At 70.4% G+C, this 15047-nt stretch carries 13 protein-coding genes; 4 read left to right on the top strand and 9 right to left on the bottom strand.

Annotated features, from left to right (window positions below; all coding sequences use genetic code 11):
* Positions 1-124 precede the first annotated feature (124 nt).
* Positions 125-610 (bottom strand): DUF5709 domain-containing protein, encoded by a 486-nt coding sequence (locus tag O7595_RS02090; RefSeq protein WP_269727003.1) that lies wholly within the window; start codon positions 608-610, stop codon positions 125-127.
* Positions 611-1002: 392 nt separating this feature from the next.
* Here O7595_RS02090 and O7595_RS02085 point away from each other — a divergent pair, with 392 nt between their 5' ends.
* Together O7595_RS02085 and O7595_RS02080 are read left to right on the top strand one after the other, a co-directional pair.
* Positions 1003-2448: a glyceraldehyde-3-phosphate dehydrogenase gene (locus O7595_RS02085; RefSeq protein ID WP_269727002.1), complete on the top strand. Its 1446-nt coding sequence runs from the start codon at positions 1003-1005 to the stop codon at positions 2446-2448.
* Positions 2449-2806: 358 nt separating this feature from the next.
* A complete protein-coding gene (locus O7595_RS02080) occupies positions 2807-3985 on the top strand; it encodes a cytochrome P450 family protein (protein WP_269727001.1) in 1179 nt (392 codons plus the stop codon).
* On the opposite strand, the gene O7595_RS02075 is transcribed toward O7595_RS02080, so the two are convergent.
* From O7595_RS02075 to O7595_RS02055, 5 genes are read right to left on the bottom strand one after another with little or no spacing between them, the layout of a single operon-like run.
* Positions 3986-5362, bottom strand: coding sequence for a cytochrome P450 (locus O7595_RS02075; protein WP_269727000.1), 1377 nt, complete (start codon positions 5360-5362; stop codon positions 3986-3988). It abuts the gene before it with no gap.
* Positions 5359-5967 (bottom strand): GTP-binding protein, encoded by a 609-nt coding sequence (locus O7595_RS02070; RefSeq protein ID WP_269726999.1) that lies wholly within the window; start codon positions 5965-5967, stop codon positions 5359-5361. Before O7595_RS02070 ends, O7595_RS02075 begins: the two co-directional genes overlap by 4 nt.
* A complete protein-coding gene (locus O7595_RS02065; protein ID WP_269726998.1) occupies positions 5945-6307 on the bottom strand; it encodes a DUF742 domain-containing protein in 363 nt (120 codons plus the stop codon). Before O7595_RS02065 ends, O7595_RS02070 begins: the two co-directional genes overlap by 23 nt.
* Positions 6304-6717 (bottom strand): roadblock/LC7 domain-containing protein, encoded by a 414-nt coding sequence (locus O7595_RS02060; protein WP_269726997.1) that lies wholly within the window; start codon positions 6715-6717, stop codon positions 6304-6306. The genes O7595_RS02065 and O7595_RS02060 overlap by 4 nt, the downstream gene beginning before the upstream one ends.
* Positions 6714-8009 carry an ATP-binding protein gene (locus O7595_RS02055; RefSeq protein WP_269726996.1) on the bottom strand — a complete coding sequence of 432 codons (1296 nt, stop codon included), beginning with the start codon at positions 8007-8009 and terminating at the stop codon, positions 6714-6716. Before O7595_RS02055 ends, O7595_RS02060 begins: the two co-directional genes overlap by 4 nt.
* A gap of 291 nt (positions 8010-8300) precedes the next feature.
* On the opposite strand from O7595_RS02055, the gene O7595_RS02050 reads away from it, so the two are divergent.
* Together O7595_RS02050 and O7595_RS02045 are read left to right on the top strand one after the other, a co-directional pair.
* Positions 8301-9242, top strand: a complete 942-nt coding sequence (locus O7595_RS02050; RefSeq protein WP_443071806.1) for a helix-turn-helix domain-containing protein — start codon at positions 8301-8303, stop codon at positions 9240-9242.
* A 198-nt stretch (positions 9243-9440) separates the two neighbouring features.
* Entirely contained in the window at positions 9441-10106 is a 666-nt protein-coding gene (locus O7595_RS02045) for an esterase/lipase family protein (protein WP_269726994.1), read from the top strand.
* A gap of 463 nt (positions 10107-10569) precedes the next feature.
* Here the strand turns inward: O7595_RS02045 and O7595_RS02040 are convergent, their stop codons facing one another.
* From O7595_RS02040 to O7595_RS02030, 3 genes are read right to left on the bottom strand one after another with little or no spacing between them, the layout of a single operon-like run.
* On the bottom strand, positions 10570-11868 hold the full coding sequence (locus O7595_RS02040; protein ID WP_269726993.1) for a hypothetical protein: 1299 nt from the start codon (positions 11866-11868) through the stop codon (positions 10570-10572).
* Entirely contained in the window at positions 11865-12638 is a 774-nt protein-coding gene (locus tag O7595_RS02035; protein ID WP_269726992.1) for a hypothetical protein, read from the bottom strand. Before O7595_RS02035 ends, O7595_RS02040 begins: the two co-directional genes overlap by 4 nt.
* A gap of 38 nt (positions 12639-12676) precedes the next feature.
* Positions 12677-14722: a right-handed parallel beta-helix repeat-containing protein gene (locus O7595_RS02030; RefSeq protein WP_269726991.1), complete on the bottom strand. Its 2046-nt coding sequence runs from the start codon at positions 14720-14722 to the stop codon at positions 12677-12679.
* Between the last annotated feature and the right edge of the window lie 325 nt (positions 14723-15047).

The following is a 15047-nucleotide window of genomic DNA, read 5'->3' as shown; positions in this document are numbered from 1 at the left end:
CTCGGCGGCGGACGGGAATTCCGGAAGAAGCTCGCTTTTCCCGTCCCCGGACATCCGCGTGCCCCGCTTTCCGGACGGCACACATGGTGGCCGTGCGGGCAACGCCCCGAGTCCCGTCACCCGGTCACGACTCGTCGTCGGGCGGTTCGCCGCCGTCCTCCTCGAACACGACGTGCACCGCCGCCTCCTCCGCGCCGGCGGCTCCCGCGTCGATGCCCACGTCGGAGGCGAAGAGCTGCTTGTCCGTGTCCGGCCGGGTGCCCTCGTCGGGGGCGACGAGCCGCCCCGCGCGCCAGGAGCCGACCTCGTCGTCGATCGGCTCGCCATCACCGCCCGGCAGGTCGCCGATGCCGTCCCAGTCGTCCGCGGCGACATCGGGGAGCTCCACCGCCAGCCGCTGGTCGAGTGTCTCGCCCTCGCGCTGTTCCGCCCCCGTCGTACCCACCTTGTTGACGCCGAACGGCCTCTCCGGTGGCGAGTAGCCCTGGTCGAGTATCTGGTCGTAGTCCGGTTCGTCCAGCGCGTCCTCGAGGTCCAAGTGGGCCGCGTCGCCCTGTTCCTCGTTGTCACCGGTCGGCTGGTAGACGTCGTCCGCCCTGCTGTCGCTCATGATCGTCTTCTCGCTCCGCGGAGCTCCGATCTGCGGAGGACGTGCACTCCGGTCAGAGCGCCTGCTCGTCGTCATGGCTCGATGGCCTGCCCTGTGTCCCACTGCGCGGGCCCGGTGCGCGTCGCTCGTCCCGCGCCCGGGACCCCCGTGGATCGCGCGTGCCCTAAGCGCAAGCCTAGGTAACGTCACGCCCGACGGCCTGTCCATCCCGGAGCGTCGCCCCATCGCCACGTTCTGCGACCGGAGAGGGTTCGGATCCTCCCGTATACCCGTTGTGAGGTGATGTGCTCCGTGGTGGTGCGGCGGTCGTCCGCTCCCGGACGGGACCCTCTGAAGGGTCAGATGAAAGGCGGGTTAGCATATGAGCACCGCCTAGCTCGAAAGATAAATCTGTGACTGTCAACGAGGACTCGTTCACAAACTGGAAGCATCGCGAGGAGATCGCGGAGTCGATGATCCCGATCATCGGGAAGCTGCACCGTGAGCGGGACGTCACCGTCCTGCTGCACAGCCGCTCCCTGGTGAACAAGTCGGTGGTCAGCATCCTGAAGACCCATCGATTCGCCCGCCAGATCGCCGGCGAGGAGCTCTCGGTCACCGAGACGCTTCCCTTCCTGCAGGCCCTCACCGAACTCGATCTCGGGCCTTCCCAGATCGACATCGGCATGCTCGCCGCCACGTACCGGACCGACGACCGTGGTCTCTCGGTGGAGGAGTTCACCGCGGAGGCCGTCTCGGGGGCCACGGGCGACAACAAGATCGAGCGCCGTCAGCCGCGCGACGTGGTGCTTTACGGCTTCGGCCGCATCGGCCGGCTCGTCGCCCGTCTGCTCATCGAGAAGGCCGGTTCCGGCAACGGCCTCCGGCTGCGTGCCATCGTCGTCCGCCGGGGCGGTGACCAGGACATCGTCAAGCGTGCGTCGCTGCTGCGCCGGGACTCGATCCACGGTCAGTTCCAGGGCACGATCACCGTGGACGAGGCGAACAGCACGATCATCGCCAACGGCAACGAGATCAAGGTCATCTACGCCGGCGACCCGTCGGAGGTCGACTACACGACCTACGGCATCAAGGACGCCATCCTCATCGACAACACGGGCAAGTGGCGGGACCGCGAGGGCCTGTCGACACATCTCCGCCCCGGTATCGACAAGGTCGTCCTGACCGCCCCGGGCAAGGGCGACGTCCCGAACATCGTGCACGGCGTCAACCACGACACGATCAAGCCTGACGAGCAGATCCTGTCCTGCGCGTCCTGCACCACCAACGCGATCGTCCCGCCGCTGAAGGCCATGGCGGACGAGTACGGTGTCCTGCGCGGTCACGTGGAGACCGTCCACTCGTTCACCAACGACCAGAATCTGCTGGACAATTACCACAAGGCCGACCGCCGCGGCCGTTCCGCCCCGCTCAACATGGTCATCACCGAGACCGGGGCCGCCTCCGCCGTGGCCAAGGCGCTGCCCGACCTCAAGGCGCCGATCACCGGCAGCTCGATCCGCGTCCCGGTACCGGACGTCTCGATCGCGATCCTGAGCCTGCGGCTCGGCCGCGAGACCACGCGCGAGGAAGTCCTGGACTACCTCCGCCATGTGTCGCTGACCTCGCCGCTCAAGCGCCAGATCGACTTCATCACCGCCCCCGACGCGGTCTCCAACGACTTCATCGGCTCGCGCCACGCGTCGATCGTCGACGCCGGGGCCACGAAGGTCGACGGCGACAACGCGATCCTCTACCTCTGGTACGACAACGAGTTCGGCTACTCGTGCCAGGTGATCCGCGTCGTCCAGCACGTCTCCGGGGTGGAGTACCCGACCTACCCGGCGCCGGTGGCCTGACCACCTCCACCTGACCGGTCGTTCGTACCCGGTCGTCGGACCCCGGCGGTGCGGCGCCGTCGGGCGGCCGGCTGCGTGTCCCGGAAGGCGGACCCCGCCTTCCGGGACACGGACGTTTCCGGGCGGGACCACGCGGCGCCCGCACGCGCCGGCCGGGACCCGCTCGGCACTTTCCGCTGTGCGCAGGGAACTTGGCGCAGTGCGCATGCCGCGAGCGTGCCTGGGAATGACTTCCCTACGCGGGAGTAGCGTCACCGAACGTGTTCGCAGTCGAGTACCGGAGGGGCGTTCCATGCCAGATCAGTGCCCGATGGCGATGGACCCGGCGGGTCGGGACATCCACGGTGAGGGCTCTCGGATGCGTGAGAGAGGGCCGGTGGCGCGGGTCGAACTTCCGGATGCCGTGGGAGCGTTCGCGGTCAGCAGTCCCGCACTCCTCAAGCGGCTGCTCACCGACGCGCGGGTGTCCAAGGATCCGCGCCGGCACTGGCCGCTCTGGATCGACGGACAGATCTCCCCGGACTGGCCGCTGTTCGCCTGGGTCGCCGTGCAGAACATGTTCACTGCCTACGGCACCGAGCACAAACGCCTGCGGACCCTGGTCTCCAGCGCCTTCACCGCGCGGCGCACGGCCGCGTTGAGACCGCGCATCGAGGAGATCACCGGCAAGCTGCTGGACCGTGTCGCCGAAGTGGGGAGACACGGCGAGGTGGTCGATCTGCGCGAGGAGTTCTGCTATCCGCTGCCGATCCAGGTGATCAGTGAGCTGTTCGGTCTGCCCCGCGACAGGGCGGTGGATCTGCGAGAGATCGTGGACAGCCTCTTCCACACCGCCGCCGAGCCCGACGAGGTCACCGCCAACTACGCCCGTCTCTACGCCGTGATGGGGGAACTCGTCGAGGACAAGCGGAAATCGCCGGGAGACGACCTGACCACCAACCTCCTCGCGGCCCGCGACGACGGGAGCAGTGCCCGGCTCAGTGAGCAGGAACTGCTCGACACCCTGGTGCTCATGATCGGTGCCGGTCACGAGACCACGGTCAATCTCATCGACAACGCCGTGCACGCCCTGCTGACCCACCCCGAGCAGCTCGCGCACGTCCGCGAGGGACGGGCCACGTGGGACGACGCCGTCGAAGAGACCCTGCGTGCGGACGCACCGGTGGCCAGTCTGCCGTTGCGGTACGCCGTGGAGGACATCGAACTCGGTGAACTCGGAGGCCCGGAAGGGACGGTGATCCGCGCGGGAGAGGCCATCCTCGCCGCCTACGCCGCCGCGGGGCGCGATCCCCAGCGGTACGGGAACGACGCCGATCGTTTCGACGTCACCCGTGTGGACAAGGACCACCTGGCGTTCGGGTACGGGGTGCACCACTGCCTCGGCGCCCCGCTCGGCCGCCTGGAGGCCCGCATCGCACTTCCCGCGCTGTTCGGCCGTTTCCCCGGGCTCACCCTCGCCGTGCCCTCGGAGGAACTGCTGCCCGTGGAGTCGTTCATCTCCAACGGCCACCGGTCCCTGCCCGTACGCCTCACCTGATCACTCTCCCCGCCACCAGGCCAGCAGCCGGGCCCAGCCACTCTTGGGCGCAGTGGTCACCGGCGTACTCCGGCGCCCTCCGGGCGGTGCGGAGGTGTGCCTGGCCGGCCCCGTGGACCCGCCGTCACCCGCAGGCCGCTCATCCTCTTCGGAGCGGGTGACGGCGACGGGCTGGAAACGCACGGGCAGAGCGGCGAGCGCGCGGTGGAAGGGGCCCTGCCGCCACTCGAGGTCCCGGACGGGAACGGCGAGTTCCATGTCGGGCAGCCGGTCGAGGAGCTTCTCGATGGCCACGGCGGCGATCAGCCGAGCCGCGCCCTGTGCGGGACAGGAATGCGGGCCCGCGCTCCACGCCAGGTGGGCGCGGTTGCCCGTGCGCTGGTCGACCACCAGGGCAGGGTCCGTGTTCGCGGCGGCGAAGCTGATGACGACGGGGTGGCCCTCCTTCAGCAGCGTCCCTTCGTACACGACGTCGTGCACGGGGAAGTGGACGGCGTAGTTCGCCATGGGCGGGTCGGTCCACAGCACTTCGTCGAGGGCGTCCTCCACGGGCAGGCTGCCGCCCGAAAGACTGCCCGCGAATCGGTCGTCCGACAGCAGTAGGCGCAGGCTGTTCGCGATCAGATTCTGCTCGGGCTCGGTGCCGGCACCGATGAGCAGCACCAGGGTGTGGACGAGTTCCTCGTCCGTCAGCCGCGCGGGATGGGCGATGAGCCGGGAGGTCACGTCCTTCCCCGGAGTCTCGCGTTTGAGTGCGATCAGTTCGCCGACGGTTCGGGTGAGGAGCTCGTTCGCCTTCTCTGCTTCGACGAGTTCGAAGATGCCGGCCATTCCCTCGACCAACCGCTCGCCGTACTCGGGCGGACAGCCGAAGAGTTGGTTGAGCACCAGAAGCGGCAGGGGCCGGGCGTAGGCGCCGAGCAGATCCGCCTCCCCGTCCGCGGCGATGCGGTCGATGAGCGCATCGGCGCTCTGCCCGACGTAGCCGCGCAGGGCGCTGGGCTCCACGCCGCCCAGGCTGTCCGTGATCGCTTCGCGCAGTCGCCGGTGTTCCGGCCCGTCGGTCAGCAGGGCGTTCGGCCGGTAGGCCATCATCGGCGCGACCGGGCTGTCCGCGGGCACGGTGCCGTCGGCCATGTCGCGCCAGCGGCGGGAGTCCTTCGAGAACGTCTCGGGACTGCGCAGCACGTGGAGTGCGGCGTCGTAGCCGGTGACGAGGGTGGCCCGCACCCCGGGCGACAGCTCGACCGGGGCGGCCGGTCCGGCCTGCCGCATGCGCCGGTACGCGGCGGCCGGATCCGCTGCGAAACCGGGCCCGTACAGCAGCTCGTGGCGGGGGCAGCCGGACTCGGGGTCGGGTGTCGATTCAGGGGTCATGCGTGCTCCAGTTCGCTCGTGCGGGTCAGCAGGTGCTCGACGAGGGAGACCAGTGCCCGGGTCGAGGAATCGCGGTCGCGGGCGTCACAGCGGACGAGGGGGGTTTCCGGGAGCAGGTCGAGGGCCTCCCGCACCTCGTTCAGCGGGTGCCGGGGTGCGCCGTCGAATTCGTTGAGGGCCACCGCGTAGGGCAGGCCGAGTTCCTCCAGGACGCCCATGACGTCGAACGAGTGTTGAAGGCGGCGGGTGTCCGCCAGGACGAGTGCGCCGAGCGCGCCCCGGGACATGTCGCGCCAGAGCTCGGTGAACCGCTGCTGCCCGGGGGTGCCGAAGAGGTACAGCACAAGAGCGTCGCTGAGCGTGAGGCGGCCGAAGTCGAGGGCCACGGTGGTGGTCGTCTTGTCGTGGGTGCCCTCCAGGTCGTCGACCAGGGCGCCTGCTTCGGTCATCACCTCCTCGGTGCGCAGCGGACGGATCTCGGACAACGTCCCCACGAAGGTGGTCTTGCCGACCGCGAAGTGGCCGACCACAAGGATCTTGACGGCGGTCTGCACGCCCGGCCGGAGGTGGACGTCTTCGGACTCAGAGGCGGGTGCGGAGCCCATCGAGCACCTCCTGCAGGATTCGGGCATCGGACGGCAGGGCGGCCGGGACCGGCGCGAGGGTGACGATGTGTCCGCTGTCCAGGAGGTCGGCCACCAGGACCCTCGTGACGCTGACCGGCAGCGACAGATGTCCGGCCACCTCCGCCACCGACAGTGCCCCCGGTCCGCAGAGCTCCGCGATACGTCGCTTCTCGGGCCCCAGACCGGCGAGGGACTGCCCCTCGGAGGCGATCAGGAGTGTGACGAGGTCCAGGGTGCCGCGGCTCGGGTGAGCGCGGCCCTCCGTGACCACGTAGGGCCGTACCAGCCTTCCGCCGGGGCGGCTCCTGGGTGGCGTCATGCCCGGATGCCGGTTCCATGCCGAGCCGGACTGGTCAGCTCCTTGCCGAGCCGGTCGACCAGTTTGTGCATGCGGTACGTGACCGCCTCCATGTCCACGTTCTCCGTCGTGGAGACCGCGAGGTAGGCGCCCTCGCCTGCGGCGACGAGGAACACGTAGCCGTGGGCGAACTCGATGAGGGTCTGCCGCCACGGGCTGTCGTCGTGTCCGCAGAACTCGGCCGTACTGCGGCTGATGGACTGCAGGCCGGAGAGCCCGGCCGCCAGCCGCTCGGCGTCGTCCCTGCCGATGTCCGCGGAGTGGGCCCGGAGCATGCCGTCCGCCGAGAGCAGGATCGCGTGCAGGGCCTCGGGCACCTTCAGGACCTCATCGAGCATCCAGCCCACATCGCTGTTCCCGGGCTCGATCATCCTCGGTCGTCCCCTTCGTCTTCGTGGTCGGCGGCCTGGGTGGCACGGCCGTGCAGAGTGCCGCGTGCGAACGCACCGATCCGCCTGGCGGTCTCCTCGGCGGACCGGGTGTCGGCCTCCTCGGCGGGGTCCGGCGCCCGCTGTGCCGTCGCGGGATGCTGCGCCGCGCGGCGGCGGCGCTTCGGGAGACCGCCCGCGGTCGTCGCCGCGGGGGCCGCCGGCTCGGGCGCCCGGGCGGGACCTGACGCACCGCGGGCCGCAGCCACGGACGCGGTGGGAAGCCCGTCGGAGTCCTCCGGACGCGTGAGCAGGACGCTCGGGAGGAACACGACGGCGCGTACGCCCCCGTACGGGGACTGGGTGTCCACGCGGACGCCGAACCCGTACCGATGGGCGAGGACCCCGATGACCGCGAACCCGAACTGTGGAGGGTCCTCGAGCCGGGTGACGTCCACCGTGCGCCTGCCGGACAGCAGCACCGAGGCCTTCTCCGACGCCTGCGCGTCCATTCCGACTCCCGCGTCGTCGATCACGATGCAGGCGCCGTTGTGGACTGCCTGGACGCCCACCTCGACCTGGGTGGTGGGTTGCGAGTGGCGCGCCGCGTTGTCGAGCAGCTCCGCGACGGCCAGGACCACGGGCTCCACGGCTCGGCTCTCGACAGCGATGTCCACCTCACCGCGGATCCGGATCCGGCGGTAGTCACGGATCCGCGACGTGGCTCCGCGCACCACCTCGACCAGCCCGGACGCCGTCCGCTGCCGCCCCGGCCAGGATCCGCACAACACGGCGATGGCTTGGGCGCGGCGGCCGAACTGGGCGTTCGCGTGGTCGACTTCCAGGAGATCCCGCAGGACGTCGGGGTGGTCGTGGCGGTCCTGCATCTCCGAGATGGCCACCTGCTGTTCGTTGGCCAGGGCCTGGATCGAGCGCATCGAGGACTTCAGCGCCGCCTTCGCCGACCGGTCGGCACGGGCCTGTGCGTTCTCCACGGCCTCGGTGAACCGTGCGAGCACGCCGTCCAGGCACTTCGCGAACTCCGTCTCCGCCAGCCGGTTGTCGAGGAGCCCGACGCCGGGTACGGACCGGCCCGCCGACTCCTCGAGGGCCGGCAGCCGTACGGTGATCAGGTGGCGGAGCTCCTCTTCCCGGGTTCGCAGGCCGTCCGCCAGCTCCTCGTTCCGCCTTCTCTGCCGCGCGCTGATCCCGCGCTGCCGTACCAGGAGCACGGCGAGGGCGAGCAGGCCGACGGCCAGGCACCACAGCACCGCGTCCGGTATTCGTTCAGTCATGAAGTCCTCAAGACGGCTTGAACCCTGCGGGAGCGCCTGACGTTAGTTCCGGTCGGACGCGCGTACTACACCTCACGCGCAGAGAACTTGCCGTCAGACGCAGAGGTCCTCCGGAGAGGTCGGTCGGCCGCGGTCCGTCCCTGCCGTCCGCAGTGCGGTCAGCATGGGGACCCGGTCCGGCCGTCTGCACTACGATGCCCGCGCGGATGGCCGCTGGACCGTCGGATCGGCCTTCGGTACGGCAGGGACGCGTGACGGCGGAGGGGCGCTTTGCGTGGGAGAACGTACAGTCTGGTCGAACGGACGACGGCGCATGTCGAGCCGCGGGAACGGGCCGACTCGTGGAGCGAGCAGGTCGACTTCCACCACACCCGGCTGGATTTCCGCTATGCCCGACCGGACTGCTTCATCGGCGAGATGACCAGCCAGCGCAGCGACACCTACGACCTCATCACCTGGCGAAGTGATCGGGTCGAGTACGTCCGGACGCCCGGGCTGGTGCGCCAGGCGCCCGCTCCGGACTACCGGTTCGTGTTCCCGGTCGAGGGTGAGTTGACGATTCGTCAGAACGACCGGCAGGTCCGGCTGACCCCGGGCTCGGGAAGGCTGGTGCCGTTGGACGCCCCCTTCGCACTGCGGCACGACCCGATGTTGAGGGGCGTCATCCTGTCCATACCCGCCTGCGAGATCGACGGCCCGCTCAACCGGAAGTCCCCCCTCTCGACCGGAGTGGACTTGTCCACCGGTCTGGGACGCGTCCTGCACGGCATGGTGGTCGGCCTGTACGACGAGCGCACCCACCTCGACGCCGCGCAGTTCAACGCCGTCACGGACCGCGCGGTCGAGCTGCTGTGCATGCTCGCCGCCGGTGACGACCGCCCGGACGTTCCCGGCCACCTGGCCGAGGTCGAGGCTGTCGTCCGTCGCTACGCACGGGACCACGCCACCGATCCGGGACTCACGGGGACGTCCATGGCGCGAGCGCTCGGCTGGTCGCTCCGCCAGATCCAACTGGCCCTCCAGCGGGCCGGGACCACGCCGCGCGAAGTGATCCGCGAGGAACGCCTGCGCGTGGTCCGCGACCGCCTCCAGCGTGCCGAGTACGCGCACATGACGATCAGTGAACTCGCGTGCGCCATGGGCTTCTCCTCGGCCAGCGCCCTGAGCACCGCCTTCCGCCGGCGTTTCGGGACCAGTCCGCGGGAGCTGCGTCGCCGACACCACCAGGCGTGATCGGTACCTGACCGACTTCCCCAGCCGTTGACGCCCGGGCACCGCGTTTGCCTCCCGGGCGAAAAGACATGTGCAGTTACCTTGCGGTAACTGGTGATGCTGTGTCAGATTCCCCGATGCCACCGGCCGGTGACCCCACCTCCCACCCATGCCCGAGGTCGAACGCGGACCAGGCATGGCCAGACATCGGAGTCACACATGAGACGCACCGCAACGCTCGCCGCGGCCACCGCCGCGGTTCTGGCGCCGCTCGTCGCCGTACCCCCCGCACATGCGGCGACGCGCAACCCGGTCCTGTTCGTGCACGGTCTCAGCAGCTCGGCCGGCACCTGGAACGACTGGGTCGGCAAGTTCAAGGCGGACGGGTACGCGGCGTCGGAGCTGCACACCTGGTCCTACGACTGGAAGCAGTCCAACAAGACCACGGCGTCGCAACTGGCGGTGAAGGTGCAGCAGGTACTCGCCGCCACGGGCGCCGAGAAGGTCGACATCGTCGCCCATTCGATGGGCGCGCTGAGCTCCCGCTGGTACCTCAAGTCCCACGGCGGCACCTCGTACGTCGACGACTTCGTCTCTGTCGCCGGAGTGAACCACGGGACGGACGTCACGTTCTTCTGCTCCTTCTACACCTCGTGCAAGGAAATGGTCATCGGGAGCAGCTTCCTGAAGAGCCTCAACGCCGACGACGAAACCCCGGGTGCGGTCGACTACGCCACCCTCTGGTCCACGTGTGACGCCGCCATCAACCCGGACGAGTCGGCGAAACTGAGCGGCGCGGCCAACACGTCGGTGGGATGCAAGTCCCACAACAGCATGAACGACGACCACGGGAACTACACGAAGGTGCGGGACCTCGTCGCCTGACCGCGCCCGGTCCGGCCCCGCCTCGACGGGGCCGGACCGTCCGACGGGACGGTTCAGCGCGCCGGGCCGCCGCGAACGCCGTCCACCGCCCGGTACCAGTCGTTGCTTCCGCGGTAGCGGAAGCCCCCCGGATGTCGGTGGTGCTCGCGGGCATGTCGATGTGCATCGATTCGCCGGAGGCCGGAGCGGTGCGCCGGCGGCTCCTGACCGTCGCCCAGGGGCCCCCTCGAGGGACATCCGGACCTCGGCCCGGTGGCCGGGCCAGGAGCGGTAGTGCGACCGGTGGCTCAGGGTGAGCGCTGAACCGCCGGTCGTGGCCCGACGAGGGCTGATGAGGGTGGAGTCGAAGGGGCCTTTGGTGGAGTCGGCCCACTCGTCGGAATCGGCGACGGCGAAGACGCCGCGGGAGCGGACGTTGCCCCGGCGGGATTCGCGGCGGGCGGGTTTTCGCCGGGGCCCCCGGTCAGCTGATGAGCAGCCCGATGCCGCCGAGCGTGTACACGATCATCAGAACCAGGAGGGGGACCTCCCCCGCCAGCGCCCGGTCCGGAGGGTGGACGCGTACCGATCTGTCGTGTGCCGCCACGACGCCCAGGACATGTCCGGTGACCACCGACGCCACCTGCAGAGTGGCAAGGGTCCCGGGGCTGAACGGGGGTTCCGGCCCGGGCGGGTCGGCCGGATCGGAACCCATCGCGGTCAGTACGGTGCGCGGCCCCTCGACGGCGAGGAGCGAGCAGTAGTGGGCGACCAGATAGCCGATGGCGATCGGCAGCAGGGCGTGCGCGAACGTGGTGAGCGGCCGGCGCACGGGCCCGGCCACGAGGCGGGCCGCACCGGCACCGACGACGTAGACGGCGGCGACGGCGGCCGTGCTGCCCAGAAGCCCGAGCGTGGCCGTGGCGGTGCGGCCCAGTGGCGACGTCTGCAGTGTGGTGATCCATGACGGTGTGTCGGACATCCCGTCGTAGGCCGTGCTGCCGAGCAGCACGCACATGACGGCCACCAGCCCCGGTGCCGGGGGAGTGCCGTCCAGACCGTGCAGCGGGCTCCGCACGACGAGTTGCCCGTCCGCGCGGCGGCCGATCGGGGCCAGCCGCGAGAGGAGTCCGGAGTAGGCCTCGAACGCGTCGCACCGGTCGAACCAGTCGCTGCCGAAGACCGCGGCGCCTGCGAGGTGCACGGACGCGTGAGCGAGCAGAAAGGCGAGCAGGGCGGTGGTCGAGGCTGGGGCGGGAGAGGCGAGTTCGAGCCAGGTGAAAGCGAGCAGCCCGGCGGCCGTGGGCCAGTAGCCGATTCGCTGCGGGAGCGGGCGGTGCGGCTCCGCCGGGGAGCGGTGAACCACCCGGCAGCCCAGTGCGTGCAGCGTGCGCAGTGGGTTGAGGAGCCGCCACACCGGTCCGAGCAGGAGCGAGGCGGGGACCAGGCCCACCCACAGCAGGACGTAGACCGCTCCGGGGGCCGGATTGCGTTCGGGGTCGTCCGGGCCGAGCAGAAGGTGGAGGAGGACCGTGGCGGTGGCGGCGAGCCCCAGTACGCGCAGGCCGGCACGGAGGGCGGGCGCCCTCGCCCAGCGCTGCACGCGGGCCGGCAGGGGACGCCCGGCGCGGTCGCCCCGGAAACGCGAACGGGGCCAGAGAAGTCCCAGCGCGAGGAAGGAGACGAGCAGGGCGGCGAACGCTCCCGCGTAGGCGTGGAAGGCGGGGATCGGCAGGTCGTGCCCGGCGCCGACGCCGTGGGCGAGGCCGGTCGAACCGCTCATCGGACGGCCAGTTGCGTCAGCACCAGACCGGACCGGTGCATCTCCACCTCGAACAGCCCCGAACGGTCCAGGGCGACCCGGAGTGTGGTGGTGCGACCGGCCTCGACCTCCGCCGTGCGGTTCACGCCGTGCACATGCAGTTCGTCGTCCGTGTCGCTGGTGACGCGGATGGCCAGCAGGTCGCCCTTTCTCAGCTCGATCCGGCCCGGCTCCGGTCTGACGACGCCCGCGGTGATGGTGAAGTCGGCCGTTCTGTCCGGCTGTTCCCCCACCGGACGGTCGTCGGGAGGGGGCTCGGGCAGGCGTGCGGTGGCCTGTACGGCGACCCCGCCGACGGCCCATGCCGTGTGGTCGTCCGCGTAGAGCCGGACGGAGAGCGCCTTGGTGCCGGGAGGTACGTCGTCCGCGGGCAGATGGTGCCAGCGGCCGTACACGCGGGCGACCTTCTTGCCGTCCGCGAAGAGGTGGGCGTGTCCGCTGCCCAGGACGGCAGCACCGCCCACGCTGTCCGGGCTGAAGCGGAAGCGCCCGGTATCGATACGGACGTTCCATCCGTCGTCCGCGTCCGCCCGGACGGTCAGGGTGACGGTCGGAGCATCCGCGGCGGGCACCTGCCGAAGCCGTTCGTGGTGTCCCGTGCCCGGGGCGCCCAGGAGCGTCCCGGCACCGTCTGTGGCGACATCGTGGCTCGTTCCGGGGCCGTGATGGGTGGTGGGCCGCTCCGTACAGGCCGATCCCAGGGCGAGGGCCGCGGCCGCCGCCCAGATCATCCCGGCCCTTCCCGGGACGCGACCCGCACCCCAGGCCCTCACGGGGAGACCCGGGCCGGGTCGTCCGCGGACGGGGAGGCGGACCGGCCCCGGCCCCCCGGTCGTGCCGAGGCGGCCACCGCCCACAGGACCCAGACGAGTCCCAGCAGACCTCGCAGCCACGCCGGGCCGAGGGGAGTCCACGGAATCATCACGAAGGCCCGCTCGAAGGCGTCCAGCAGCGTCAGGAGTCCCAGCACCACGGTCGTCGTCCCGAAGGCGCGGCTGCTGTGCCGCAACCCCAGACCGGTTGCGGTCAGCCAGACCCCGATCAGCAGGAGCGCCAGGGGCCCGGCCACCGTCGGGGCGAGTGCCGTCGTCTCGCTCGCGACGTCGAGTACGAGCCCCGCCGCGCCGAGCGCGGTGGCCGCGGTGACCAGGAGGTTGCCGCGCAGTCTGCGCCACCACAGGAACCCTCCCACCACGGCGAGCACGGCGGCGACGCCGAGCGCGAGCTGCACCTCGATACGGGCGAGGCCCCGGGCTCCGTACCAGTCGCAGCCCGCCGGCAGCCGCCGCGCCTGAACGTTGTAGTCGGAGCAGACCAGCAACTGGACGACCTTCATGGGTTCGCCCACGATCCGGTGCGATCCCCCGAGGGCGGCGCCGGTGTCGTTCCGGCACCGGGGCAGGGCTCGCGGGCTGCTGTCTCCCGTGTCCTGCCAGCAGTTGTCCGTGCCCTGGCCGTCCCACCAGACGTCCGTCCGGTTGGGTCTGGACTCGCCGCTCCTCGCCCTGCCCAGGTGGTTGTCACGGAACCGGTTGTGGTGCGAGGTGTCGGCCTGACGGGACCAGGCGTCCTCACCGCGCAGGAAGGCGGGAACGGCGTTGAGATGGAACGCGGTGCGCTGGTGTCCGTAGACCCAGTTGCCCTCGAACACGTTCCAGTTGCCACCGGCGACGATCACCCCGGTTCCGGGAGGGACCGAGGTCTGTGGGCACACGACGCCCTGCTCGTAGCCGCGTTCGGCGGGAGGTCTGGCGCACGTGCCGTCCCTGACGTACCGGTAGTAGTTCTGGTTGTTGTCGTGGATGAGGTTGCGTTCGAATCTGGCGTGGTTCTGGGGGAGGCCCGGATGGCCCGGAAACACACTGTCCATCGACGCACCGGCCATGTTGTGGTCGAACTCGTTGTCGTGGGCCCACACCGAGTCGCCCGCGGTCCCCGAGTAGCCGAGCAGATTGTGGTGACTGCGGCAGCCGGTGATCTCGATGGAGTAGCGCGGCACGTCGTGGCCGCGCCCGCTGTTGATGTCCGACGCGCTGCCCGGGTAGATCCCCGAGTCTCCGTTCCCGTACGACTCGCAGTCGCGGTACAGCCCGTGGTCGCTCGCGAAGGTGAGGAAGCCGTACTCGTCGTTCCAGCGGGTGAGCACCCGGTCGATGACGAACCCGTCCACACCGAGCACGTACAGTGAGTTGAAGGTGGTGCGCTGAGCGGTGAAGTTGCGGAAGTAGACTCCGTCGGAACCGTCGGCCCGGATCGCGTTGAGCTTGCGGTAGCCGGCGTCCACGACCACGTCGAGCGGGCCCGCGCCCGTTCCCTCGATCTGCAGGTCCCTCTTGCCGAGGACGGCCACGAGATTCTGGTTGTGGGGGCACTGCTGCTGCTGTGCGTAGGACAGGATCTGATATCCCAGGGCCGATTTGCGGGCCTTGAGCCGGGCGCAGTCGCCCTTGGGCTCCGGTTGGGAGGGCTCCTCCTCGTAGCGGCCGGGCAGGACGGCGATGCTCATGCCGGGTCTGTCGACGGCGTCCACCGCCTGCTGCAGATGCCGGAACCCCTCGCCGAGACACCTCTCGTAGAGCCGGAGATTCCGCTCGCGCAGGGCGTCGGGGAACCGGGACACGCGCCGCTCGAAGGCCGCCGTGTCGGTCTTGCAGACCAGGAGGTCGGGTTCGCCCTCGCGGTACGCGGGAACGCTTCCCGAACCGTCGGGGAACGCGACTTCACGCTCCTCGTGCGCCTGCGCGCCGGGCGGCGCACCCAGTGTCAACGCGGCCGCGAGGCCCAGGCCGACCAGTGTTCGACGTGTCCACGTCATCCACATACCCGGCAAACTAGAACAGGTTTCGAGTACACGGAAGGCGTCGGACGCGGGATGTCCGACGGACGACCACCCTCGCACCGGCCGTTGCCGGCCGTGAAGCGTCCCTGGCCTGCGTTTAGACCGTGCGGGTCAGGATCCCGGCCGGGCCGCGCCCCGGGCCGTCATCGGCCAGTGCCTGCTCGTCGTGGGCCGGCCAACGCCTCGCCACCCGGATGACGGGCCGCCGGCCGACGGCGGAAGCGGAGGGCCCGGTTCTGCCGGGTCGGATCGGGCACGGCTTTCCCGGCACGCCCGGCCGAAGACGACCGGCACCGCCTCC

Origin of the sequence: Streptomyces sp. WMMC940 (genome assembly GCF_027460265.1) — a bacterium.
GTDB lineage: Bacteria > Actinomycetota > Actinomycetes > Streptomycetales > Streptomycetaceae > Streptomyces.
This window is presented reverse-complemented; position numbering and strand designations above follow the sequence as displayed.